Below are 22,320 nucleotides of genomic sequence, written 5' to 3'. Positions count from 1 at the left end.
TTTATATACTCACTAGCCATTAGAAATATTTTTTCGAGATATCCTCTAAAAATCGAGTTCATATTTGAACTCGATTTTTATGCTTGGACATTTACCAAGTCCACTATTATTGATTTAAGGCTATGATTTTTACATAAATTAAATGAAAGCCAAGTAAGGCATTTTACAAGCAACTATCCTACTATCTACTTTCAAATAGTGCTTCATTTTTTCATATTGGCTTTTACACTTTTGAGCAACTTAAATTTTTCATTTTCAAAAAGATAAAATCGTGTTATTAAACTTTCCACTTCCCAGTTTTCATTCATATTTTCTTCTTGCGTGACCAATAAACGGCTATTGGCACGCGAATCAATCACATCTTCCTGACTTTCTTCGCCACCAAAACCACCTGCCAATAATTTACCTGTACGTTTATTGATAAATGCATAACTACGGCAACTCGCACCACAACCCCACATGGTAATGACATATTCACCTGCAAAATTGGGTTGTTCTTTTAATGCATATCTCAAACGAGTGCGAAACATTCGGGCACTTTCATCCGTCATATCCAATTGTGCAGTTTTACCAATATAAGGTTTAACTGGATAATCCTTAAATTGAGGGACATTAGTTTTAGCATGCAGTACAGTCACACTGAACATTGAATATGCCATTAACATCAAGGTGAGTAATATTTTTTTCATTGTGATATCGCCTAAATTCTTCTTTTCACCATCATAGCAAAAATCAAATTTTAAGCAGATATCTTTACAAAAACTCTTCCAACACTGAGTTTAAAAATATATGTCCTTTGTCTGTACAATTGAGAATATTTTCATCATCGACCATCAACTGACGCTGACGAAGTGAGTTTAATAATTCATCCAAATGCGCCAAATCCAAACCTGTACGTTGTGCATAAGTTGCAGAAACCACACCCTCATTTAAACGCAAGGCATTCATCATAAATTCAAATGGCATCTCTTCATTTTCAATACGTTTAAATTGCAAATTCTCTGCGGGTACTTTGGCTAAATAGTCTTTTGGCAAGCGAGTTTTTTGAAAACGATACACACCATCAGGCTGAGTGACTTTGCCATGCGCTCCTGCACCGATCGCCAAATAATCCCCGAATTGCCAATAATTTAAATTATGTGCCGATGGCTTTTCTTTACGCCAAGCAGACACTTCATAATTGATAAAGCCTTGTGCTTTTAAATAAGCTTCGCCCTGTTCTTGAATATCTGCCAACACATCATCGACAGGTAAAATCGGTTGGGTACGGAAAAATACCGTATTCGGTTCAATGGTCAACTGATACCATGAAATATGCGTTGCACCACTTTCCACGGCGAGTTTCAAATCCAATAAAGCTTGTTCTATGCTTTGCTCAGGCAAACCATGCATCAAATCCACATTGACCCGTTCAAAACCTGCTTGTTTGGCATGTTGAATTGCTGAAATCGCATCATCGTTGGAATGAATACGTCCTAATTTTTGCAAATGTTCAGTATTAAAACTTTGTATACCAATGGATAAGCGATTAATTCCCGCAGCTAAATAATCTGCAAATGGATCGTGTTCCACCGTTCCGGGATTGGCTTCTAAAGTGATTTCACAGTCTTTTTCAAAGGGAATAAGTTCTTTCAGTTGTGTAAATAACCATTGATAACTTTGTGCTGAAATGAGTGATGGCGTTCCTCCACCGATAAATACACTATGAATTTCACGCCCCTGCGCAAAATCAACTTGGGTTTTAAAGTCCTCAACCAATGCCTGTAAATATTCTTGTTCCAATGCCAAAGATAATTTTCCATCAGGCACAGCATGCGAATTAAAGTCACAGTACGGACATTTACGCACACACCACGGCATGTGAATATAAAGGGACAATGGAATATTTTGGGGATTTAAATCAGCCAAGGAACAAGCTCAGAACAGTATGGAGAATGAGGATTTTAGCATGACTTCTCACTTTCGATTAGAACAAGTCATGAATTTCCATTAGACTAAAATTCAACCAAGAAGATGCATGATAATAAGATGATGAAACTTTCAAGCCAATTTATCCTCCTATTACCCCTAGCGATGGGCATAGGTATTGCCATGGTTTTTCAGACAGCGATTAATTCACAATTACGTGAATATCTTTATTCACCCTTACAAGCCGCCCTTTTGTCATTTTTAATTGGTACAATAGTCCTCGCTATTTTTGTGTTTTTTCAACCGACATCAAAACCCAGTCTACACGATTTAGGGCAAATTCCTTGGTACTTATGGCTTGGCGGATTTTTAGGTGTCTATGCGATCAGTATGAGCATTTATACTGCACCTAAACTTGGTTTTCTCACTTTGTCAGGTTTGATCATTTTTGGACAAATCATGTTGTCGATGTTCATGGATCATTTTGGATGGCTCGGTGTCGAAAAAACACAGCTCAACTGGCAACGTCTTTTAGGTGGCGTGGTGATTTTTATTGGTGTGCTTCTCACTCTACAACGCTAACCATTTTTATTCTAAGCACATTTAAAACGAGTAAATCCTGTGTCTGATGCTTTAAAAGCCACAACTACCCGCTTTGAATTAAAGCAATTGTTTCATTTAATGCTTCCAATTTTAGTCACGCAATTTGCTTATGCAGGTTTTGGACTGATTGATACCATTATGGCAGGACATATGTCTGCTGAAGATCTTGCAGCAATTGCAGTCGGTGTAGGCTTATGGATTCCTGTGATGCTATTGTTTAGTGGCATTATGATTGCAACTACACCTTTGGTTGCTGAAGCCAATGGTGCACGTACACCTGAAAAAATTCCATCCATTGTTCGCCAATCACTATGGGTTGCTTTAGTACTTGGCATCATTGCCATGCTCGTTTTACAGGCAATGCCTCTGCTATTGCCATTATTTGGTGTGCCTGAATCTTTACTTCCCAAAGCCAGTTTATTTTTACATGCAATTGCGTTTGGGATGCCTGCGGTGACCATGTATGCTGCATTACGTAATTATTCTGAAGCCTTAGGTTATCCACGTCCTGTTACTTTACTGAGTTTGGTTGCCCTAGTGGTGTTAATTCCACTGAATTTTATTTTTATGTATGGGCTTGGACCAATTCCTCACTTAGGCAGTGCAGGTTGTGGCTTTGCAACTGCAATTTTGCAATGGCTCATGTTTATTGTTTTAGCGATTTATGTGTTCAAAGCAAAGCGCTATCAAAAGACTCAACCATTGACCCATTTTGAAAAAATCAATCCTATCCTCATTAAACGAATCCTTAAACTTGGATTGCCGATTGGTCTCGCAATATTTTTTGAAGTGAGTATTTTCAGTACTGGCGCAATTGTCCTCAGTACTTTAGGTGAAGTCACCATTGCCGCGCATCAAATTGCAATTTCAGTCACATCACAATTGTTTATGATTCCAATGTCATTGGCACTCGCACTCACCATTCGAGTAGGAACCTATTATGGTGAAAAAAATTGGGTGGCAATGCGACAAGTCCAAAAAGTTGGGCTCATGACCGCCACACTTTTTGCTTTTATTACCATGTTACTGATGTGGTTATTGCGTCATCAAATTGTGGCTGTGTATACCTCAGATTATGAAGTCGCTCAGATTGCAGTATATTTAGTTTTATTCGCTATCGCTTATCAACTGATGGACGCATGGCAAGTCAGTGCGGCAGGTTGCTTACGTGGTATGCAGGACACCAAAGGTCCAATGTGGGTCACAATGCTTGCATATTGGGTGATTGCTTTCCCGATCGGGATCTATCTAGCACGCTATACAGATTTTGGGGCAGCTGGTGTTTGGATTGGTTTAATTATCGGCTTAAGTATTGCTTGTGTGTTATTACTTATGCGGTTGTTTATGAATAATAAACGTTTGAGCCTTAATATCTAAAAAGTTCAACAATTTAAAAATCATGACCCATCTCCTTAGATCACTTGATTTAAGGAGATCATCAAATAGCACACTATAAGGCTATTGTGATGCGATCGCATCCTTTAGCCCTTGTGGTACTTCACTTTCATCTGCAACCTCTTTCACAATCGCCTGCCCGACAATCACATCTGTTCCATTAAATGTCATGGTGGGTGAACCATACAGAGCATAGCCCTCATTTAAAGCTTTTGTGACCCTCACACAAAAATTCACATCATCTTTACCGGTTAAATAACGATAGACTTTCATACTGCTATAACACCTTAAATCTTACCTTTATTTTAATCCAAAATTCATGCAAAGGTGCTTATACTGTACTGAACGATGCAATATTCAAAATAATATAAAATAGCCAAGAAGAAACAAACGCTTAACAAATTACAGTAGGCAGCACCACAATTGTCGCCTATGATCAAAACAATCCAGCATTTAATCCACATAAAAGGATGATTACGAATGTCGAAAAATACCAGCACACCCGGTCGCCGCTTTATGAAACTTGCCAGTATGACGGCAAGTATCGCGACAAAAACGGTATCGAATTCTATTCGTAACTTTAATGCGGATGAAGAACAAAAGAATGAAGCACGCAGTAAATTATTTCAGGATATTGGCGTACAAATTGCAGACACCTTAGGGGAAATGAAAGGTGCTGTGATGAAAGTCGGGCAAATTGCCTCTCAATATAAAGACATTTTTCCGCCCGAAGTGGCTAGAGCCATTGCCAAATTACAACGCCAAGCCCCTGCAATGCCCTTTGCAGACATCAAAAAACAAGTCGAAAAAGAACTCGGAAAGCCTTTAGATCAAATCTTTCGGCACTTTGACGAACAACCTTTTGCTGCTGCTTCGATTGGACAAGTTCATAAAGCGACTTTACCCAATGGCAACGAAGTCGTCGTTAAAGTGCAATATCCAGGTGTGGATGAAGCGTGTGAAAGTGACTTAAAGCAAGTTCGTTTAGCCTTACGTTTGATGGGTGTGTTAAAGGTTGATAAAAAGCTGCAAGATCGCCTATTTAAAGAAATTCAAGACAGCTTGCATGAAGAGCTCAATTACGAAATTGAAGCGCAAAACCTACAGGTTTTTAAAACCTTTCATCAGGCTTTAGATACAAAAATCATTATTCCTAAAGTATTTACTGAATATTCAAGTCGCCGTATTTTGACCTTGAGCCTTGAAAAAGGTGAAAGTATTGAAACTGCAAGTACTTGGGACTTAAGTACACGTAATGAAATTGGTCGTCGCTTAATTTTGGCTTTAGGACAGCAAATTTTCTTTTTAAAACGTTTTCATTGTGACCCACATCCAGGCAACTTTGCCTTCCGTGAAGATGGTAGCGTGATTATTTATGATTTTGGGGGCGTAAAAACCCTTTCGAATGAAATCATTACTCATTTCAAATCGCTCGTTCGTGCAGGTCGTAAAGCCGATATTACTACCATTGAAAATGAATTGACCGCTTTGGATGCACTTGCAGAAAAAGGGAAATTTCCTGAAGAACTGTATAAGTCATGGTTAGAAGTCTTGCTTCGCCCACTCACCACTGAATATGATTTTGCTGAAAATTCTGCACACCATGATGGTGTGAAATTGGTGAAAAAATCATTGAAATATTGGGATGTATTCAAACCTTCACCCGATACGCTCATGGTCAATCGAACCATTTCAGGGCAATACTGGAACTTAATCCAATTAAAAGTTAAAGATAATCTTAACGATTTATTTGAAGAATTAGTGCCCCCTCAAGACTGATTGATCTTTAAATCGAACACTTAATTTTATTTTAAGCCTACAGATTTAAATTAAAACTGTGTTCAAGACATATTCAAAGTCGAAGCAACGATCCTCCTGCTTCGGCTTCTTTTTATTTCAAATTCTCTGCTCTTCAATGAAATACATAATTTCGTAAATTGACTTTATAACTGATGTTACTGCGTAACATCAAAAAAATTTGTTTATCAATAAAATTGGATACACGATAACGTCATCCGCAACGTGTTTGAGGCAGGACTACATCTGTAAGTTAATGTTTCTGCGATATATCAACCAAAAGATGGTCGTTGACGAGTTTTGCGGATGACAATGGTTTTGCCTACTTTTGCCGAAACAAAAGTAGGTCAAGCTGAAGGCTAACCCTGAAATTCAAACTTTTGATGTAAGACTCCGCCGAGCGTGTTCTAAAACAGTTTAAAAGATGCATTGTTTTTTAAAGTACGTAATTTCAGTTTATAACTAAAGTGACTTTACAAATTAATTGTTATGTTATAACATCTCTTCAAGTTAACAATTTTAGAGAATAATCATGCGCCCAAATATCCATCCTGAATACCGTGAAGTGTTATTTCATGACACCAATGCAAATGCTTATTTCGTCATTGGCAGTACCATTCAGACCAATAACACCAAGCAATATGAAGGTAAAGAATATCCTTACATTACTTTAGATATTTCAAGTGCCTCACATCCTTTTTACACAGGTGAGATTCGTCAAGCAAGTAATGAAGGACGTATTGCGAGCTTTAACAAGCGCTTTGGTCGTTACAAACGCTAAGTTAAAACTTACTGATGATTGTTGTATTTTCCAGCCTAAGTCTATCCTCCGACTTAGGCTTTTTTTATTTATTTTGAAGATAAAATCATTTGAAAAATATAAAAACCAATCGCTAAAAAAATCACGCCAACAATGACGCTCGAAACGGTATACGCCAAAGCTAAAGGTAATTGCCCTTGACGAATCAACTGGAACATTTCCAAGCCAAAACTCGAAAATGTGGTAAATCCACCTAAAATTCCGACCATTAAAAACAAGCGTGTTTCATTTTGCAATACTGGATAACGTTGGGTAAATGCAAAGAATACACCTGCTAAAAAACACCCGAGAATATTGATTGACCATGTTGCCCACGGAAAAAGGCTGTGCGGTTTGGAAATGATAAATCCCGCACCATAACGCAAGCTTGCACCTATTGCACCACCACATGCGACCAACAGCCAATTCATTATTGAGTCCTTAGATTTGCTAAAAAATACGTTTATTCATCACTTAAATCAGTGTGGAAGTTGTGTGTGAATAACATTAAAGTTATCCACAGAATAACACTTGAGTCATTAAGAATCTAATTTCAGCACTGATTCATTCCGTACATAAAAGTCCAATTCAGGCACAACAAAAGCAAATACCTCTTGTTCATTCACACCCCATTCTTTTAACAAAGGACAATGAATCTCGAGTACTTTTGTTGCTTGGATTTGAGTAAAATCAAACGGCATTTCAATATCACCTTGCGACATTTTTTCAGGCTGATCAACCCACTCTACCCACGCATGATCTTGATCGACCAAGTAGCGAATAGCATCATCCCATGATGAAAATAAAGGTTGCCATGTCTGTGGTAATTGTTGTTCTGTACTGATCTCTACAGTACTGGACAATTGATACCTTTCATCAACATGAAGTTGCGTATGAATCTGTAAATTATTTTTTTGATGAATAAATGGTTGTGCAAACTGTGCAGGCATCGCATCACTGGCAAGCCGTCCACTTAATACATAGAGCTTTTGATCAACCACAACTTGTTCAAAAATCACAGTCTTGTCTTGCTGATTCGGTTCGATATAAAAACGCCAATTACTTTGTTTTGGTGATGGCATCAATTTTCGAAACCAGTCCAAGAAAGCAAAGCCAAAATGCTCATGCTGATAGGTCAATATGGTAAAAATAGTTTTACCCTGTTTTTCCCATAACTGAACATGTTTTGGATAACGTGAGCGTACTTTTTCAATATCAACCAACCATGACAAATAGACAATATTTTTGACTCGGCTTTGTAATTTAAAGAATGGGAAAACTCGCATCAACGCACGGCGCAAATTTAAAAGCCATGAACTTTGCACCAAATAAGCAATGAATTTCATGATCCAATTTAAATCTTTATTTTTAATTTGATGTCGATTCATAACGCTCTTTGTTATTGCTTTGTTTTATTTATTCTAGCAAATCTATGCAAATAAACATCACAACTAGAGCAACAATAAAACATAAATAGGCATTACGTGATTTCAAATGAATCAGCTATGATAAGCGCACAATTAAATCAGGAATTCAAATCGTGGCTCAAGATTTATTAAAACAACTGCAAGCAGGTGAAGCTCAATTTGCCGATGTGATTACATTTATTGAAGCACGTTATACGCACACGCCAACTGCATTTCAAAATGGTCAACAACACAATGCAGCCACTGAAAACCAAGGCAGTGCCAAAGTCTTTTCTTTCGCGCAATTGAATGATTTAGATCAACAACAAACACTAAGTTTATTTGCCGAACACTATGCTTCAGTATTGGCAACACCCGAAGCCACTGATCATCAGAACATTCGCCAGTTTATGCAACATGGTTGGGATAGAATCAAATTTGAAGGTAACGCTTTAACAGCAAAATAATTGAAATTGAACAGACCTTCTGAATATGAAGCAGGTCTGTTCTATAGTTTCTCTGTAGTCTAAAGTTTTTCTATAGTCTAAGGTCTCGCCAATGCGGATAAATCAGTACTCAGACTATAAAAATCTCCGCCCATTTTTCCCACACTCTGTAGCTTTTCTTGATCAATCACACGACCGTCCCAAAGCTGGTCATCGACATAAATTGATTTCACATCTAGCAAGACAGCTGTACCACCTGATGGAAGTGAGCTTAGTTCAATTACTTCTCTTAGATGACATTCATAACGAACAGGTGCATGCTTCACAGCGAGCGCCAAAACTGTTTGACTCGGTTCAGTTTCAATCTGCGCAAAATCAAACTCACTTTGCTCCGCAGGAAGTGAAGCGCAAGATAAATTCATCTGCTCAAGCAAAGCTGTATTTACAATATGTACCACACATTGTTGCGTGTCGATGAGATTTCGCAGTGTATCTTTATTTTGCCCATCTCTTGGATTGACTTGTGAATACCATAAGATCGGTGGATTGCAACTGGCAACATTAAAAAACGAATATGGCGCAATATTAGCAACACCATCTACAGATAAAGTACTGATCCAAGCAATCGGTCGAGGCGTGACGCCACCTACAAGCAAACGATAAATTTCATTTGCTGCCAAGTCTGACGTATTAAAAATCATACGAGTAATTTCTCAATGTTTAAGGTCGTTCATCGTACTGTGGTAAACCATCACAAATCGTATCCCACTCTGCCTTATAAGCTGTAAAGGTATGCATGGTTGGCTTTTGCTCAAGCGGTGTATCCAAAGTTCCAATTCTTAAACGATAAGTATCAGGTGTTTCAGCTTTAATGCTGATAATCGGTGAAGCACATTCACCACAAAAACAACGCTGTGCAGTTTCGCTTGACTGATATTTTTTCAGTAAATGCTCACCTTGTACGATTTTAAAATCTGCTTTTTGAATGGGTGCATTGGCAGCAAAAGCACTGCCATTTGCCTTACGACAACGACGACAATGACACTCGATAATGTCACCAATTTCGCCATGAATTTCATAGCGAATCCCGCCACACAAACAACTTCCTGTATATAATTTTTCAGCAGACATGACTTAACTCTAAAATATAAAACCATTTAAAATTAGCACATCTTACAAGTGTTAATCCAAATTTAATCTTATGAAATTGTTGTTTCCGTTATTCACTTTTTAAATACTGATGCACACCTTGCCCTGCTGCACGACCTGTCGCAAAACACGCAGTCAGTAAATATCCGCCCGTTGGTGCATCCCAATCCAACATTTCCCCACAACAAAACACATGAGGATTGGATTTCAGTTGTAAATGCTTAGTGAATACGGATTGTTTCACACCACCTGCACAGCTAATCGCTTCCTCAATTGGACGAAAACCTGATAGCTCGATTTTTAAATGTTTAATTTCATTCGCCAACTTTTCAGCGTGATTCCACAGTGATTTATCGACCACTTCACGGACTAAATTGGCTTTAGCAATATCCAAGCCCGCTTTACGCCAAATATTCGCAGTCGATTGCTTTTTTGAAGGCTGTAATTTTTGCGCCAATTGTGCCACCGTCAAATCAGGCAACAAATCCAAATATAAGCACATAGATTGTTGCTGTTTCAGTTGCTGTCTTAACGCTCGACCTTGCTTATAAATCAGCCCACTTTCTAAACCATAATGGGTAATGACAATATCACCCTGTGTTTTAGATGCATGCTCTACCCACGCTTCAACACGTTTCAGTGGTTGCCCAAATACAGGTTGCATAAACCTAGACCATGCTTTTTCCACACCGGCATTACTGGCTTGAAATGGTTCAATTTCATCTGCATTGAGCCATTTTTGCCATGCACCATCACTGCCTAAACGTGACCATGACACTGCGCCGCAAGCAAGAATAATTGAATCAAACTCTTGCTCAAAAATCTGTTCTGATTTCAAATTTTGAATTTTTAAAGTTTGATGGTTTAAATCCAAAATTTGATGACGATAATGAAATGTGACCTTTTGCTTAGCCAAACGTTTCAACCAAGCTCTCAATAAGGGTGCAGCTTTCATTTCAATCGGGAAAATCCGTCCGGAAGTACCGACATAAGATTCAATACCTAAATCCTGCATCCACGCTTGAATCCAATTGGCATCCCATTGTTTGACCCACGGACTCAACCATTCCACCTGATCATAACGCTGTACAAATTGTTCAATCGGTTCAGCATGGGAAATATTTAACCCTGTTTTGCCTGCCATCAAAAATTTGCGTGCTGCCGATGGCTTCTGCTCAAAGACATGCACTTCATAATCATGCGCACTCAAGACTTCCGCAGCCATCAAACCCGCAGGACCTGCCCCGACAATCGCAATGCATTTATTCGGCATCTTTAGACTCAGTCATTTGCGTATTTTGACCTTGCAAAGGCTGAAAATCATCAAAGCGAGTAGTGTAATTTTCAGGTTTAGAAATGATCAACTGCTGACACAATTCACCACGTTCTAAATATTTCACTTCAAAATGAGTACGTGCCGAATCTGATGCAATCACCTGTTTTTCATAAGGTAAATGCCAAACCTGTTTTAATTGTTGCTCTGCTTCTTCAATATATTCAGGAATATTACTGGCCAATGTCACTGTGCCATTCACAGCCAAACGTGAGATGAGAAACTCAAAAAATGGCATATTCAACCAACGTTGAGCAGGATTATGTGGCTCAGGATTTGGGTAGAGTATAAAAAACTGTTGTACTTGTTGTGGGAATAAAGCATGCACCACCCACGGCAAAGCATCAGCATGCATTGGGGTTAAATTGGCTTGCCCTTCGAGCTGATGTTGCTTTTGCATTGCTAAAAATTTTTCACGTGTCCGCTCAATCGCAATCAATTTCAAATCAGGATGTTGCCCTGAAAATAACAAAGCATGTTTCCCCTTACCTGCGCCTATTTCTATACAAATAGGATGATTCTCAATGGCTTGGAAATCACGAGGAGCGTGCATGCGATGTGCTTGAAATTGACGAATTGGCATAAACAGATCAAACTAAGAAAAATCAGCGCAAGTTTAACAAGTCTGCGTTATTTTTGCTTCTTAGATTGTCTATTTAAATCAGGAATTCATCATGCCTAAATCATTTCCATGTCCACGTTGTGGTGAAGCGACCACTTGGGAAAATAATGAATTTCGTCCATTTTGTTCAGATCGTTGTAAATTGATTGATCTCGGCGCTTGGGCAAATGAAGATTATAAGCTTCCGACTGAAGACTCTCCTCCTGAAGAAGACTCATAAGTTTTCTTACAATTAAATACAGTGATATTTTCATTGAAAAACGTAAACTTACGTAATAATTCAAAAAAAATTAAAACAATATACACATATATTTCACAATAATCGTCTACTTTTTAACAATAAAAGTTATATTATAAAGATGTGTTCTATTTCACACTTTTAAATATAAAAAATTAAAAATCATGTCTCAAAATTACTGAGCATAGGTAGGAGTATTCATATGTTTATTGGTATTAAAATTTTTATTTCGATGTTGGCTGCTCTTTGCGTATTTTTTACTTTCGTAGGTGTATACGCATTAGATCCATCACTAATTACAATTGGTATTCTATTTGCTGTTTCCATAGTATTAGTTGTATTAGAAGCACAGAACCAACTCACAAACCCTTTTATGAAAGGTTAAGCACATTATATAGACGAACTTAACACAATTGTTTTAAAAAATTAAGTATGTATAATTCTACACTTTGATACAAAAAAACTAATTGATTATCAAAAAGTGGATATAAAAATGAAAATGTACATAATTTTAAAAACGATGCTAAGTTTCTTTATCGTCCTGTGTGTAATCTTTCTTGCACTTGGTTTTTATAGTTTAGATCGCGCATTAATTTCAATTGGATGCTTATTTGCAGTCGCAGGGTTTATTCTGCAACTCGAAATGAAGGATCATTTATTTGATCCTTTCGCTTAGTACTCAAAACAAATAAGAACGTTTCAATTCATTTCGAATTGAAACGTTTTTTATTTTATAACTTTCTTTTCTCATTTTTCCGTTAACTTACTTAAAAACATTCTACCCAGCTTTACTTGCAACAAATGGGTTGTATTGTTTTTCATAGCCAATTGTACTCATTGGCCCATGACCTGAAATAAATTGAGTTTCATCAGGCAAACTAAAACATTCTCGTTGAATTGAATCTAAAAGTTGCTGGTGATTGCCCTTAGGAAAATCGGTACGACCAATAGAACCTTTAAATAAAACATCACCAGTCCACAGCACGCCATATTTTGCATTATAGAACATCACATGCCCTGGGGTATGACCTGGTGCAAAACGAACTTCAAACTCTTCCTCGCCTAAAGTTAATGTCTCACCACCATTTAACCATTGATCCACATTCACTGGATCTGGAACAGGAAAGCCATAACGTGCAGATACTTCTTGAATCATATCTAACCAAAATGCATCTTCTTTATGTGGTCCAATCACAGGCACATTCCAATCTTTCACCAAGGCACCAACAGCACCAGCATGATCTAAATGCCCATGCGTTAACCACAATGCTTTAACAGTCAAACCTAATGCTTCAACTTCTTGTTTTAATTTTTCAGGATCACCACCTGCATCAATCAACACAGCCTCTTTGGTTTCGGAATCCCAGACAATCGAACAGTTTTGAGCAAATGCTGTTACGGGAACAATTTTGACTTGCAACATATTAATTTCCTTAAAACAAACCCAAGCTTAGGAATAAAAATTAAGCCTGTAATTGCGATTTCAAAGCATCGAGTTGAGCTTCTAATAAATGTGCCAATAGATCAATATGATCCGAACGACTATTTAATGCGGGAATATATGCATATTGCTGACCACCTGAATTTAAAAATAATTCAGCATTTTGAATTGCTAATTCTTCAAGCGTCTCCAAACAATCTGCTGAAAATGCAGGACTTAAAACTTGTACAGATTGAATGCCTTGTTCAGCCCATTCTTTTAAAATTTGATCCGTATAAGGTTTCACCCACTCTTGTTTACCAAATCGGGATTGGAAACTAATTGCCCATTGATCATCACTTAATCCTAACGCTTGAGCAACATTCGCAGCGGTGATACGACAACGATCTGCATAAGGGTCGCCTTTGTCCGCATAAGGTTGAGGAATACCATGGAAAGACATCAATAACTTTGTTGGCTGCCCATGTAACTGTTGATAATCACGTACACTATTTGCCAATGCTTGAATATAAAGAGGATGCTGATAATAGTCACGAATCAAACTTAAACCGGGAATATTTCTTTGTTTCAACAGCCATTTTGCAAGTGCATCAAATAGTGGTGCTGTTGAGGTTGCTGAATATTGGGGAAATAAAGGAAAAAGTATAATGTGATCAAATTGCTGAGTTTCAGCATCTTTCAAAATCGCGTCTATGCTTGGTTGCCCATAGGTCATCGCTGGAACAATGCTAAGATCAAAATTTGTATTTGAATGCTCAAGTGTTTGCTGAATCTGAGCCACTTGTTGCAACAAAATTTCACGCATCGGTGAATCATTTGACCACACCTGTGCATAAGCTTCAGCAACTCGTTTGGGTCGAAATGGTAAAACAAACAAATTTAGAATAATTGCCCATAAAAATTTAGGAATTTCAATGACACGCTGATCAGATAAAAACTGCTTTAAAAAGGCACGAACTGCGGGCGCAGTCGGTGCATCAGGTGTACCCAAATTGGCAACAATGATCAGTACTTTAGGTTTGGATAAAGACATTTTAACTCGATCTACTCAATATCGTGATCTCTTTGTATCAGCTTAACAGAGTCTTTATCTAAACAAAATTTTTATCTAGTATTGCAATGATGATCACTTAAAACATAGAAGAACGATTACTGATACGTTGAGAGTTCTCAAGTAATTTTAGACATTTATCTGTCATCTGCCATAACATACGCTGACGATCATCCCGACCAACAGGAATCATCCATTCGTTTTGTCGCATTTGCTGTTTAATCGTATGCAATGAACGTACATTAATCTGCGCACGTGACACCGCATGTGCTCTTGGCATCACCACTTGAGCATCGGTTAAACCTGTATTATTTAGATATTCATTCAATACTTTTGAAAAGAAATCTTCTGGCGTCGGTTGACGAAATTCTACAGATAAAATTTTCAACAACTCCGCCCATGTCATTTCTCTGATCAGAGACAATTCCTTAAAATTACCATCTTGATAAGCATGCATTCGATAATCAAAATTAAATACTTCATGCAAAGACACTTTCGGCAAAGTTAAAAAAGGATCTGCTTCTTTTTTGCCTTGCTCAATCGAAACTTGTGCTAATTTTGCTTTTAATCTGTCAATTTCATCTTGTAAAACTTGGATATTTTGTGGTCTCACCCAACCCACAACAGGATAACGTTCTAACATTTGTGGCATATAAGAACGTACAGCAAGTTCTAAATCTCGCAATGTTCGGTAGGTCACCACTTGCTCGACTTCTTTTTGTAATTGATGTCTAAACTCGTTGAATTTTTCAATCAAAATGGTTTTTTCTTCTTTTAAATGTGCTTCACGTGACTCAGGATTTTCATGCATAAACACAATAATCGGTTTCTGCTTGGTCACAGCATAAATATACTCAAGATGTAAATAACTCACACCCGAAACAGACTGCTCACCGTATTGGCTACCCAGCAATAATAAAACATAATCACAATCATCAATTTGACGACGTGCAAATGCCGTACTTAAAGGTGTACGCTGTTCTAAACCCCAAGAAAAAAAACCCATTCCAATGAGCGTTTGTGTAATAACCATGCGCTCTGGCTGCATTTCTTTGCCAGATGTTGTAATAAAAACTTGATACCGTTTGTCGAGCATAGGTAAACCCATTCTTGTCACATCACACTTAAGATCAACCCTAAATCACTATAAGCTTAATGTGCCCTACACTTATAAAAACATTAAATATACCTGATATTGAACGAATTAGCCCAGTTTTTCAGCAATATTTTCGATAGACCATGTAATTTTTTCTTGTATTAAATGATTTAAGACCATTTTTAACGCATTTGCATTTCCTCCACTCACATAACATTGTAAACGGACACCGTCATTTTGCGGAGAACTTGAAGCCAGTCCATTTTTTATCAAAATTCGTGCCGTTTGCCGTGCAACGGCTAAACCAGAATCAATGAGATTTAATTGATCACCATAAAGTTCCTGAATGCTTTGTTTTAAATAAGGATAATGCGTACATCCCAAAACCAAATAGTCTGAACCTTTTTCTACAATTGGATCTAAAACTTTCTGTAAGCTTTGCTTACACTCCAAAGTGTTGTATCGACCAGATTCAACAAATGGCACCAATTCAAGATTAGTCACTGTAATGACTTCAACATTGGCAGGCTCAGCAAAACGTGTCATGACATCTTTAATTAATTGACCGCGAAAAGTCGCAGGCGTTGCTAAAACTGACACTACTTTCGACTTACTTTGTAATACAGCAGGCTTCAATGCAGGAACAAGCCCAATGATCGGGAAGTTTTCACCATAATGCTCACGTAAATAATCCAAACTAAAAGCTGATGCAGTATTACATGCAACCACGGCAACTTTACATCCCTGACGATAAAGCCATTCGATTGCATGAGCTGTTAATTCACGAATATCCTGATCTGTGCGAGAACCATAAGGAACATGTGCCGTATCTGCATAATAAACAATACGTTCATTGGGCAAATACAACGCAATCTCCTGAGCAACTGATAATCCGCCTATACCCGAATCAAAAATACCGATTGGGGCATCTGCAGATGCTTTAGGCATAGGATTTTCTAAAGGATATAAAGGAAGAATGGCGCTCATTTGATCCACTATATGTATGAGTCAAAAACAATGAACAAAGCTTAAACCTCAAGTGCCTAATTGCAAGTGAAAATCACCACTTTGTAACGATAAAATAGCATCGCCCTGCCCATTTTCAAGCAAAGAGCCGTACTCGATCAGATGAAAAAAAGCATTGCGTTGAATTAAAGCATTGATGCCGAATCGGATATGTACATACGGTCGAAGTTCACCCTGATATTCACGCATGAAAATTGGATGCTCAGCATCGACCAATACAATGTCTTGATTGGTTGTTGTCACTTGAAGATAAGCTTGACCATCAAGTTCAATTTGATCGACTTGATTAACCAATAAAGGCTCATCTTCTACATCTATTTCAATCTGCTCAACGGGCGTTTTTAAGTAAAATTTATTATCTTCTTTCCAGAGCACTTTGGTGAAGAGGTCTAAGAGGGCTTGTCGCTTGATCAATTGACCTTCGTGCCACCATTCTCCATTGGCTTTTACCTTCAAATCCATTTTGCCACAATGCTTTGGGTTCCACTGTGCCAAAGGGGGTATTGACCTTTTGTGACCCGAGTGTACATCTTTTAAGTATTGTGTAATGCTGATTAAGTTTTTATTATCAGAAACAGGCTGATTTTCAGTCGCTGATGTTGAATTATTTTGATTTACCATGGTTTATGCCTTGCTGACTAAAAAATAATACGACTCAGCCAATTGGCTAGATCAAGGTTTATAACTATACTAGCGCAAAATATATTATCGATACGAGCGTTAATTCGTATCACGGAATTTTTAGAACACTCACGGCAGCACCGACTGATTTTTGTTCAAATTAATGTTCAATAAATGCACACGGTTGCCACCCTATGAAATATGAGGAGTCCTACATGGAACACATCGAACGTGAATCGATGGAGTTTGACGTAGTGATCGTAGGCGCAGGTCCTGCGGGTCTTTCTGCTGCGATTAAAATTCGTCAATTGGCTATTGAAAACAATCTTCCAGACCTTAGCGTCTGTGTGGTTGAAAAAGGCTCTGAAGTTGGTGCGCATATCCTTTCTGGTGCTGTACTTGAACCTCGTGCAATCAATGAACTTTTCCCAAATTGGAAAGAAGAAGGCGCGCCTTTAAATGTGCCTGTGACTGAAGATAAAACTTTCTTCTTAATGTCTGCGGAAAAATCACAAGAAGCGCCACATTGGATGGTGCCAAAAACCATGCACAATGATGGTAACTATGTGATCTCACTAGGTAACGTGGTTCGTTGGTTAGGTACTAAAGCTGAAGAGTTAGAAGTTTCTATTTTCCCAGGCTTTGCTGCTTCTGAAATCCTTTATCATGAAGATGGTTCTGTAAAAGGGATTCAAACGGGTGATATGGGTATTGGTAAAGATGGTGAGCCGACTCACAACTTTACTCCTGGTTACGAACTTCATGCAAAATATACAATTTTTGCAGAAGGTTGTCGTGGTCACCTCGGTAAACGCCTACTTGCTAAATTTAACTTAGACAAAGATGCTGATCCACAACACTATGGTATCGGTATTAAAGAGCTTTGGGAAATTGATCCTGCAAAACATAAACCTGGTTTAGTGATGCATGGTTCGGGCTGGCCTTTGGCTGAAACTGGTTCTTCTGGTGGTTGGTGGTTATACCACGCTGAAAACAACCAAGTGACTTTGGGTATGATCGTAGATTTATCTTATGAAAATCCTAACATGTACCCATTTGCTGAAATGCAACGTTGGAAAACACATCCTCTGATCAAGCAATATCTTGAAGGTGGTAAACGTATTTCTTACGGCGCGCGTGCAGTTGTGAAAGGTGGTTTAAACTCACTGCCTAAATTGACATTCCCAGGCGGTTGTTTGATCGGTGATGACGCAGGTTTCTTAAACTTTGCAAAAATCAAAGGCTCTCATACTGCTATGAAATCTGGCATGTTATGTGGTGAAGCTGTATTTGAAGCAATCAAAGCTGGTCATGAGAAAGGCGGTGATTTAGCTGTTGCTCGTGTAACTGAAGGTGAAGATTTCTTTGCAAAAGAATTAACAGCTTACACTGACAAGTTCAATAACAGTTGGTTAAAAGAAGAATTACATCGTTCTCGTAACTTCGGTCCAGCGATGCATAAATTCGGTCTTTGGATGGGTGGTGCGTTTAACTTTATTGATCAAAACATCTTTAAAGTGCCATTCACTTTACATGACTTAGTGCCTGACTTTAGTGCGTTAAAAACTGTAGATACATCTACGTTTAAACCGAACTATCCAAAACCAGATGGCAAGTTAACATTTGACCGCTTATCTTCTGTATTTGTATCCAATACTGTACATGAAGAAAATCAGCCTGCTCACTTAAAGTTAACTGATGCATCTATTCCTGTAAACGTAAACTTACCAAAATGGGATGAGCCTGCTCAACGTTATTGCCCTGCTGGTGTTTATGAAATCATGGAAAATGATGATGGTTCTAAGCGTTTCCAAATCAACGCAGCGAACTGTGTTCACTGTAAGACTTGTGATATTAAAGACCCATCTCAAAACATCACTTGGGTAACACCTGAGGGTGGCGGTGGTCCTAACTACCCAAATATGTAATTTCTAACGAGATAAAAATAAACCCGCTTAGGCGGGTTTTTAATTTAATCTCGTTAGAGCGATGTCAAAGCTAATTTTTTTAAGTTTGATTACATAGATGTAGATTATTAAAACGATGATTTATGTCTATGTCTTTCTATTTTAAAAAATCCCAAACATTTGGGTTGTAATATTCTTTTTTAATTTCATAACCTAGTTTTTCCATTTTAACTTCTGCCCTTTGTCTCTCACTTTCCCACTTATTTAAATCTTTACCCAATAACACTTTCCAATCCTTATCTCTAATTTTCTCATCATATTGATAAAAATAGTGAGAAAAAAAAGTAATAAAATCCAAGTGAATTTTTACTTCATCAATAGATTCGCGAAAATTTATCGTTAATATGACATTATTTTTATAAAATCTAAGAGGTTGGCGTTTTAACGCACTCGAATACTTCTCCCATTTTTCCTCACTATCCAAATAAAACCCATCCAAACTCCCCTGATAGTTAGATATTTTATTATTGGCTTCAAATGATTGTTTTCCAAACACTCTCGGTTCAGACTCGAAATAAAAGACTTTCCAACCATTTTTATTTAATTGCTTTACAATTTCCTCATAAGAAAAAAAATTATTTTTTTCATTAATTTTTTTAGATTTTATATTACTAATATCAAAACCTATATCTGTAACACCTTGGTTTGGATAGTTAGTATCTGAGACAAAAACCAAATTTTCCAAATTATCAAAAACTAAAACTGTGTGGTCATATCCATCTTTTAAATTTAATTTTAGTTTACTTTCTTCGTTTACATTTAAGTTTGGTCTTATAAATCCAACACTTGCACCTGAACTATATTGTGAAAAAAACTTAGCATTACCATTAATTAAATTTTCACTAGTGTCGCCTGCCACAACGCTAATAATATAATCAGATTCATTCATTTTTTTTTCTTCCTGCTTATTCATAGTCTCAGATGATGAATTACAAGCTGCTAAACTCGATATTAGTGTGATTACCAAAATTTTAAAAAATTTTTTTAAATTCATTCTGATTCTCAACTTAAATTATTGGCATTTTTTCGGTTATATCACCTTCAACTAACCTAGCTAAACAATTTTCCATATAACCAGGATATTTTTTCATAACATAATGAAAATCTTCAGCAATACGTGTAATAAACTTCATTCTTTCTTTAATTATATATAGCCTTTCATTTTTTAGCATATCTTCAAAAAACCTATCTTTATCAGATAAACTGTTTAATCCTATTGGCAAACTACATGAATTTGTAAACACTGCCTGTCTATTTTGAACGTCTGCAATTAAAGCTCCAAATTGTGTATAATATGGATGATTACTTTCAAGTTTAGACTGTTTATCAAAAATATCTTTTAATCTTTGGTCAGGCTGCCCATTCGGAGAATAGAAACTTTTTTCTAAAACGACATGTTGCTCATGAACAGCAATTGTCATTAAATTATTAAACTGAGCATCTTGTTTTTTTTGGATTGTTTTGGCAATTTCAAAATCTTTTACATATTGAAAAGCTTCTTTCAAGTTATTTAAAATATTATCTGAATATTTAAATTTTTCCAATTTATTATATGCTTCATTATATGGAATTTTATTCATATCATTTGCTACTTTAGCATCATAAGTAGCACCATCTCTTTTTGGCAAACACTCGTTAAATGTATTAGAAAATCTACAATAATATTCATGATAGGGATATATATCTAAATAAAGCCAAAGATTACCCTTTAACATACAATATTTCATATAGTCAAAATCTGATTTTGTGATCCCTCCAGTTGCGATAAAACGCCTATCACTTATATCAATTTTATCTAAAACTCTATTTGCTCCATCAAGAATAACACCACCGCCAACTTTTGAAACAAAATCATCTAATGCCAAAATCCCACAATAAACTTGTTTTGCTGCAATTGCCCCTAAAGCCATCCAATAAAAACGACCTTTATATTTAACGTTACTACTTTTAGTTTTTTCTAAATACATTTTTGCATATTGACTAGAAATTAATTTTACTCTTTTTTGATCATCACTTCCTTTATATAAAAACTCTCTCTTAGCATCTCCACCATGAACAGCTTTCTTTATAACTTCTAAGCTTTTATAACTAGTTAAAGCCATATATGATGAGTATTGAACTAATGACCACATATTTTTACAATCAACTTGAGTAATACAATTGCTATTACATATTTCATTTGTATCTGTTTCTTGCAATATCGTCATTTTTGCCCCTCTTCATCTTCTGTTTCATTAACTATTAAATCTTCGTAATTGAATTCAATCTTTAATTTTTGACTTGATGTTGTACCTAATCTTTTAGTGAAACCATTTCTATCACTTTTCCCTAAAAACCGCTCATTAGAAGCAGTATTAGTTATTATGTAATCTAAATCTGTAAGTTTTTTCCCTAATGGATCTAACAATTGAAATTTGTCATCAAAAATAGAACTTATTGGTAACTTATCAAAACCCATAGCGATTTCTTGTGGTCCCACAAACTTATGTTGCCCAGCCTTTACTTCGAACTTTGCAGGCGTCGTTGGTAAAACACCACCACTACTAATTTCAATCTGCGAACCACCTGCAATCAAAACAATCTTCTTATTGGCCTTAATTTCAATCTTATCCTCAGTTGAAATCACTTGGACACCCTTACGAGCAATCAAATCTGCACCGTCACCTTGCGCTTGAATCTCGACTTTACCTTTGCCTGCATAAAATCTTGCTCCCTCTTGTGCAGCAAAAAGACTAATCTTAGATTGAGCATGTGCAATTAAATTCTTCTGCGTGCTGTACTCAATACTCTCACCTGCAGTTTCATAAATCTGCTTATCCGCTGATATGTAAATATCTTCATTAGTTGTTACAGCAATACTATTTGGTGCAGCAAGAACCATCATCGCATCTTGGAAAATTTTAAATTCAGCTTGAGATTTTGCATCAGATTTGGACTTTTCACTTAAGTTATCCATAAAGCCACTCAAGCCTTTAAAACCTTCAAGCGGGTTCGATAAACCTTGTTTTGCAAAACCTACAATGGATTGGACTTGATTTGCCGTTTTCTGAATATCACTGAATAGACCTTTAGCATCTTTTAACGCTTTAAATGGATTCTCACTTAAACCACTTCTTAGTGACTGAAATTGATCCTTATAATTTTCTAATTGCTGTCCTGTATCTTTTACAAAGCCCTCAAATTCTTGAATGGTTTGCTTTACGTCTTTGAATGAATCATTAAATTGCTGAATGACACCTTTAACATCACCCTTGATTCCACCAACTTTTTCAACAAAACCACCTAAATTTCCAAGTGTTCCAAGCGGATTTAAAGTAAGTCCAGATTTAAAATCACCCACTAAATTCGTAATGGCAGCAACTTTTGAAACCTCAAGTCCTTTGAGCAATGCAGATAAATTATCAATCACCTCTAAAGGATCC

26 protein-coding genes are annotated in these 22,320 nt (G+C 36.9%); 9 read left to right on the top strand and 17 right to left on the bottom strand.

Annotation, left to right across the window (positions count from 1 at the left end; genetic code table 11):
* Nucleotides 1-203: 203 nt before the first annotated feature.
* Nucleotides 204-689 (bottom strand): hypothetical protein, encoded by a 486-nt coding sequence (locus EXE09_RS14520; RefSeq protein WP_130117750.1) that lies wholly within the window; start codon nt 687-689, stop codon nt 204-206.
* A 64-nt stretch (nt 690-753) separates the two neighbouring features.
* On the bottom strand, nt 754-1,908 hold the full coding sequence (hemW, locus tag EXE09_RS14515; protein WP_130117749.1) for a radical SAM family heme chaperone HemW: 1,155 nt from the start codon (nt 1,906-1,908) through the stop codon (nt 754-756).
* 120 nt (nt 1,909-2,028) lie between these two features.
* Here hemW and EXE09_RS14510 point away from each other — a divergent pair, with 120 nt between their 5' ends.
* Both EXE09_RS14510 and EXE09_RS14505 read left to right on the top strand, forming a co-directional pair.
* Nucleotides 2,029-2,490, top strand: coding sequence for a DMT family transporter (locus tag EXE09_RS14510; RefSeq protein ID WP_130117748.1), 462 nt, complete (start codon nt 2,029-2,031; stop codon nt 2,488-2,490).
* 39 nt (nt 2,491-2,529) lie between these two features.
* Nucleotides 2,530-3,888 (top strand): MATE family efflux transporter, encoded by a 1,359-nt coding sequence (locus tag EXE09_RS14505; protein WP_130117747.1) that lies wholly within the window; start codon nt 2,530-2,532, stop codon nt 3,886-3,888.
* Nucleotides 3,889-3,969: 81 nt separating this feature from the next.
* Here the strand turns inward: EXE09_RS14505 and EXE09_RS14500 are convergent, their stop codons facing one another.
* Entirely contained in the window at nt 3,970-4,179 is a 210-nt protein-coding gene (locus EXE09_RS14500; protein WP_130117746.1) for a DUF1737 domain-containing protein, read from the bottom strand.
* Nucleotides 4,180-4,386: 207 nt separating this feature from the next.
* Between EXE09_RS14500 and EXE09_RS14495 the strand changes: the two genes are divergently transcribed.
* Together EXE09_RS14495 and EXE09_RS14490 are read left to right on the top strand one after the other, a co-directional pair.
* On the top strand, nt 4,387-5,685 hold the full coding sequence (locus tag EXE09_RS14495) for an ABC1 kinase family protein (RefSeq protein ID WP_130117745.1): 1,299 nt from the start codon (nt 4,387-4,389) through the stop codon (nt 5,683-5,685).
* A 550-nt stretch (nt 5,686-6,235) separates the two neighbouring features.
* A complete protein-coding gene (locus tag EXE09_RS14490) occupies nt 6,236-6,484 on the top strand; it encodes a type B 50S ribosomal protein L31 (RefSeq protein ID WP_130117744.1) in 249 nt (82 codons plus the stop codon).
* Between the two features lie 68 nt (nt 6,485-6,552).
* Here EXE09_RS14490 and crcB read toward each other — a convergent pair whose 3' ends face one another.
* Both crcB and EXE09_RS14480 read right to left on the bottom strand, forming a co-directional pair.
* The gene (gene crcB / locus EXE09_RS14485) at nt 6,553-6,933 is read right to left on the bottom strand and encodes a fluoride efflux transporter CrcB (RefSeq protein WP_068975283.1); all 381 of its coding nucleotides are present in this window, start codon (nt 6,931-6,933) and stop codon (nt 6,553-6,555) included.
* Between the two features lie 108 nt (nt 6,934-7,041).
* Nucleotides 7,042-7,890: a DUF2071 domain-containing protein gene (locus EXE09_RS14480; RefSeq protein ID WP_130117743.1), complete on the bottom strand. Its 849-nt coding sequence runs from the start codon at nt 7,888-7,890 to the stop codon at nt 7,042-7,044.
* A gap of 152 nt (nt 7,891-8,042) precedes the next feature.
* On the opposite strand from EXE09_RS14480, the gene EXE09_RS14475 reads away from it, so the two are divergent.
* Nucleotides 8,043-8,375: a HopJ type III effector protein gene (locus EXE09_RS14475; protein WP_130117742.1), complete on the top strand. Its 333-nt coding sequence runs from the start codon at nt 8,043-8,045 to the stop codon at nt 8,373-8,375.
* Between the two features lie 77 nt (nt 8,376-8,452).
* On the opposite strand, the gene EXE09_RS14470 is transcribed toward EXE09_RS14475, so the two are convergent.
* From EXE09_RS14470 to EXE09_RS14455, 4 genes are all read right to left on the bottom strand, one after another.
* The gene (locus tag EXE09_RS14470) at nt 8,453-9,055 is read right to left on the bottom strand and encodes a flavin reductase family protein (RefSeq protein ID WP_130117741.1); all 603 of its coding nucleotides are present in this window, start codon (nt 9,053-9,055) and stop codon (nt 8,453-8,455) included.
* Between the two features lie 19 nt (nt 9,056-9,074).
* Nucleotides 9,075-9,485, bottom strand: a complete 411-nt coding sequence (locus tag EXE09_RS14465) for a GFA family protein (protein ID WP_130117740.1) — start codon at nt 9,483-9,485, stop codon at nt 9,075-9,077.
* An 88-nt stretch (nt 9,486-9,573) separates the two neighbouring features.
* Complete coding sequence (locus EXE09_RS14460; protein WP_130117739.1) at nt 9,574-10,776, bottom strand: TIGR03862 family flavoprotein; 1,203 nt, start codon at nt 10,774-10,776, stop codon at nt 9,574-9,576.
* Complete coding sequence (locus EXE09_RS14455) at nt 10,766-11,425, bottom strand: SAM-dependent methyltransferase (protein ID WP_171478636.1); 660 nt, start codon at nt 11,423-11,425, stop codon at nt 10,766-10,768. Before EXE09_RS14455 ends, EXE09_RS14460 begins: the two co-directional genes overlap by 11 nt.
* Nucleotides 11,426-11,510: 85 nt before the next feature.
* Here EXE09_RS14455 and EXE09_RS14450 point away from each other — a divergent pair, with 85 nt between their 5' ends.
* From EXE09_RS14450 to EXE09_RS14440, 3 genes are all read left to right on the top strand, one after another.
* Nucleotides 11,511-11,678 (top strand): DNA gyrase inhibitor YacG, encoded by a 168-nt coding sequence (locus EXE09_RS14450; protein ID WP_068975276.1) that lies wholly within the window; start codon nt 11,511-11,513, stop codon nt 11,676-11,678.
* A gap of 220 nt (nt 11,679-11,898) precedes the next feature.
* Nucleotides 11,899-12,081 carry a hypothetical protein gene (locus EXE09_RS14445; RefSeq protein ID WP_068975489.1) on the top strand — a complete coding sequence of 61 codons (183 nt, stop codon included), beginning with the start codon at nt 11,899-11,901 and terminating at the stop codon, nt 12,079-12,081.
* Between the two features lie 108 nt (nt 12,082-12,189).
* Nucleotides 12,190-12,372, top strand: coding sequence for a hypothetical protein (locus tag EXE09_RS14440; protein ID WP_068975490.1), 183 nt, complete (start codon nt 12,190-12,192; stop codon nt 12,370-12,372).
* Nucleotides 12,373-12,474: 102 nt separating this feature from the next.
* Here EXE09_RS14440 and EXE09_RS14435 read toward each other — a convergent pair whose 3' ends face one another.
* From EXE09_RS14435 to EXE09_RS14415, 5 genes are all read right to left on the bottom strand, one after another.
* Complete coding sequence (locus tag EXE09_RS14435; protein ID WP_068975491.1) at nt 12,475-13,119, bottom strand: MBL fold metallo-hydrolase; 645 nt, start codon at nt 13,117-13,119, stop codon at nt 12,475-12,477.
* Nucleotides 13,120-13,159: 40 nt separating this feature from the next.
* Complete coding sequence (gene hemH, locus EXE09_RS14430) at nt 13,160-14,170, bottom strand: ferrochelatase (protein WP_130117737.1); 1,011 nt, start codon at nt 14,168-14,170, stop codon at nt 13,160-13,162.
* A 97-nt stretch (nt 14,171-14,267) separates the two neighbouring features.
* Nucleotides 14,268-15,284, bottom strand: a complete 1,017-nt coding sequence (locus EXE09_RS14425; RefSeq protein WP_130117736.1) for a DUF4062 domain-containing protein — start codon at nt 15,282-15,284, stop codon at nt 14,268-14,270.
* A 108-nt stretch (nt 15,285-15,392) separates the two neighbouring features.
* Complete coding sequence (gene murI / locus EXE09_RS14420) at nt 15,393-16,271, bottom strand: glutamate racemase (RefSeq protein WP_130117735.1); 879 nt, start codon at nt 16,269-16,271, stop codon at nt 15,393-15,395.
* Between the two features lie 48 nt (nt 16,272-16,319).
* The gene (locus EXE09_RS14415) at nt 16,320-16,931 is read right to left on the bottom strand and encodes a DUF1285 domain-containing protein (RefSeq protein WP_130117734.1); all 612 of its coding nucleotides are present in this window, start codon (nt 16,929-16,931) and stop codon (nt 16,320-16,322) included.
* Nucleotides 16,932-17,146: 215 nt separating this feature from the next.
* Between EXE09_RS14415 and EXE09_RS14410 the strand changes: the two genes are divergently transcribed.
* Complete coding sequence (locus EXE09_RS14410) at nt 17,147-18,859, top strand: electron transfer flavoprotein-ubiquinone oxidoreductase (RefSeq protein ID WP_130117733.1); 1,713 nt, start codon at nt 17,147-17,149, stop codon at nt 18,857-18,859.
* A gap of 136 nt (nt 18,860-18,995) precedes the next feature.
* Here EXE09_RS14410 and EXE09_RS14405 read toward each other — a convergent pair whose 3' ends face one another.
* The 3 genes from EXE09_RS14405 to EXE09_RS14395 are packed head-to-tail and all read right to left on the bottom strand — an operon-like array spanning nt 18,996 to nt 22,307.
* Nucleotides 18,996-19,892 (bottom strand): hypothetical protein, encoded by an 897-nt coding sequence (locus EXE09_RS14405; protein WP_130117732.1) that lies wholly within the window; start codon nt 19,890-19,892, stop codon nt 18,996-18,998.
* A 13-nt stretch (nt 19,893-19,905) separates the two neighbouring features.
* Entirely contained in the window at nt 19,906-21,105 is a 1,200-nt protein-coding gene (locus EXE09_RS14400; protein ID WP_130117731.1) for a DUF2515 family protein, read from the bottom strand.
* Nucleotides 21,102-22,307 (bottom strand): DUF2345 domain-containing protein, encoded by a 1,206-nt coding sequence (locus tag EXE09_RS14395; protein ID WP_228257219.1) that lies wholly within the window; start codon nt 22,305-22,307, stop codon nt 21,102-21,104. Before EXE09_RS14395 ends, EXE09_RS14400 begins: the two co-directional genes overlap by 4 nt.
* Nucleotides 22,308-22,320: the final 13 nt, after the last annotated feature.

This window comes from Acinetobacter sp. WCHAc060025 (assembly GCF_004209355.1).
GTDB classification, from domain to species: domain Bacteria; phylum Pseudomonadota; class Gammaproteobacteria; order Pseudomonadales; family Moraxellaceae; genus Acinetobacter; species Acinetobacter wuhouensis.
The sequence above is the reverse complement of the archived record's forward strand: the minus strand, read 5'-3'. Positions and strand labels throughout refer to the sequence as shown.

What these genes read in the sequence shown, in the direction of transcription:
- EXE09_RS14425 (WP_130117736.1), bottom strand. Translation starts at nt 15,284, where the DNA reads ATGCTCGACAAACGGTATCAAGTTTTTATTACAACATCTGGCAAAGAA.
- EXE09_RS14510 (WP_130117748.1), top strand. Translation starts at nt 2,029, where the DNA reads ATGATGAAACTTTCAAGCCAATTTATCCTCCTATTACCCCTAGCGATG.
- EXE09_RS14480 (WP_130117743.1), bottom strand. Translation starts at nt 7,890, where the DNA reads ATGAATCGACATCAAATTAAAAATAAAGATTTAAATTGGATCATGAAA.
- EXE09_RS14460 (WP_130117739.1), bottom strand. Translation starts at nt 10,776, where the DNA reads ATGCCGAATAAATGCATTGCGATTGTCGGGGCAGGTCCTGCGGGTTTG.
- EXE09_RS14465 (WP_130117740.1), bottom strand. Translation starts at nt 9,485, where the DNA reads ATGTCTGCTGAAAAATTATATACAGGAAGTTGTTTGTGTGGCGGGATT.
- EXE09_RS14440 (WP_068975490.1), top strand. Translation starts at nt 12,190, where the DNA reads ATGAAAATGTACATAATTTTAAAAACGATGCTAAGTTTCTTTATCGTC.
- crcB (WP_068975283.1), bottom strand. Translation starts at nt 6,933, where the DNA reads ATGAATTGGCTGTTGGTCGCATGTGGTGGTGCAATAGGTGCAAGCTTG.
- EXE09_RS14470 (WP_130117741.1), bottom strand. Translation starts at nt 9,055, where the DNA reads ATGATTTTTAATACGTCAGACTTGGCAGCAAATGAAATTTATCGTTTG.
- EXE09_RS14405 (WP_130117732.1), bottom strand. Translation starts at nt 19,892, where the DNA reads ATGAATTTAAAAAAATTTTTTAAAATTTTGGTAATCACACTAATATCG.
- EXE09_RS14490 (WP_130117744.1), top strand. Translation starts at nt 6,236, where the DNA reads ATGCGCCCAAATATCCATCCTGAATACCGTGAAGTGTTATTTCATGAC.
- EXE09_RS14500 (WP_130117746.1), bottom strand. Translation starts at nt 4,179, where the DNA reads ATGAAAGTCTATCGTTATTTAACCGGTAAAGATGATGTGAATTTTTGT.
- EXE09_RS14415 (WP_130117734.1), bottom strand. Translation starts at nt 16,931, where the DNA reads ATGGTAAATCAAAATAATTCAACATCAGCGACTGAAAATCAGCCTGTT.
- EXE09_RS14520 (WP_130117750.1), bottom strand. Translation starts at nt 689, where the DNA reads ATGAAAAAAATATTACTCACCTTGATGTTAATGGCATATTCAATGTTC.
- EXE09_RS14435 (WP_068975491.1), bottom strand. Translation starts at nt 13,119, where the DNA reads ATGTTGCAAGTCAAAATTGTTCCCGTAACAGCATTTGCTCAAAACTGT.
- EXE09_RS14410 (WP_130117733.1), top strand. Translation starts at nt 17,147, where the DNA reads ATGGAACACATCGAACGTGAATCGATGGAGTTTGACGTAGTGATCGTA.
- EXE09_RS14495 (WP_130117745.1), top strand. Translation starts at nt 4,387, where the DNA reads ATGTCGAAAAATACCAGCACACCCGGTCGCCGCTTTATGAAACTTGCC.
- EXE09_RS14445 (WP_068975489.1), top strand. Translation starts at nt 11,899, where the DNA reads ATGTTTATTGGTATTAAAATTTTTATTTCGATGTTGGCTGCTCTTTGC.
- hemH (WP_130117737.1), bottom strand. Translation starts at nt 14,170, where the DNA reads ATGTCTTTATCCAAACCTAAAGTACTGATCATTGTTGCCAATTTGGGT.
- murI (WP_130117735.1), bottom strand. Translation starts at nt 16,271, where the DNA reads ATGAGCGCCATTCTTCCTTTATATCCTTTAGAAAATCCTATGCCTAAA.
- EXE09_RS14450 (WP_068975276.1), top strand. Translation starts at nt 11,511, where the DNA reads ATGCCTAAATCATTTCCATGTCCACGTTGTGGTGAAGCGACCACTTGG.
- EXE09_RS14400 (WP_130117731.1), bottom strand. Translation starts at nt 21,105, where the DNA reads ATGACGATATTGCAAGAAACAGATACAAATGAAATATGTAATAGCAAT.